Origin of the sequence: Streptomyces hilarionis (assembly GCF_024539675.1) — a bacterium.
GTDB lineage: Bacteria > Actinomycetota > Actinomycetes > Streptomycetales > Streptomycetaceae > Streptomyces > Streptomyces hilarionis.
Genome location: NZ_JAHHIT010000787.1, coordinates 1 through 258, shown reverse-complemented (window position 1 = coordinate 258; position 258 = coordinate 1). Strand labels below are relative to the sequence as shown.

Genomic DNA, 258 nt, shown 5'->3' with positions numbered 1-258 from the left:
ACTACGCACGCCAATGGAACCTGGATCAGGATGGCAGCTTGTGGATCATCGCTGAAAACTCCATTGAGCAGGTCGGCTGCATCCACACCTGCCAAGGGATGGAAGTGGATTATATTGGAGTCATCATCGGACCAGATTTGATCGTGCGTGATGGGCAGGTGGTGACATCGCCGCATGAGCGAGACAAGCACGACAAATCGATTCGTGGCTGGAAGAAATTGATGAAGGAGCAACCTCTCCTGGCACAGCAGGAGACAG

The 258-nt window shown here is 53.1% G+C and carries 1 protein-coding gene; it reads left to right on the top strand.

The window, feature by feature from the left end:
• Window positions 1-38: 38 nt before the first annotated feature.
• The coding region (locus KMS84_RS44695; protein WP_256921627.1) for a DNA/RNA helicase domain-containing protein at window positions 39-258 on the top strand (220 nt) is incomplete at its 3' end.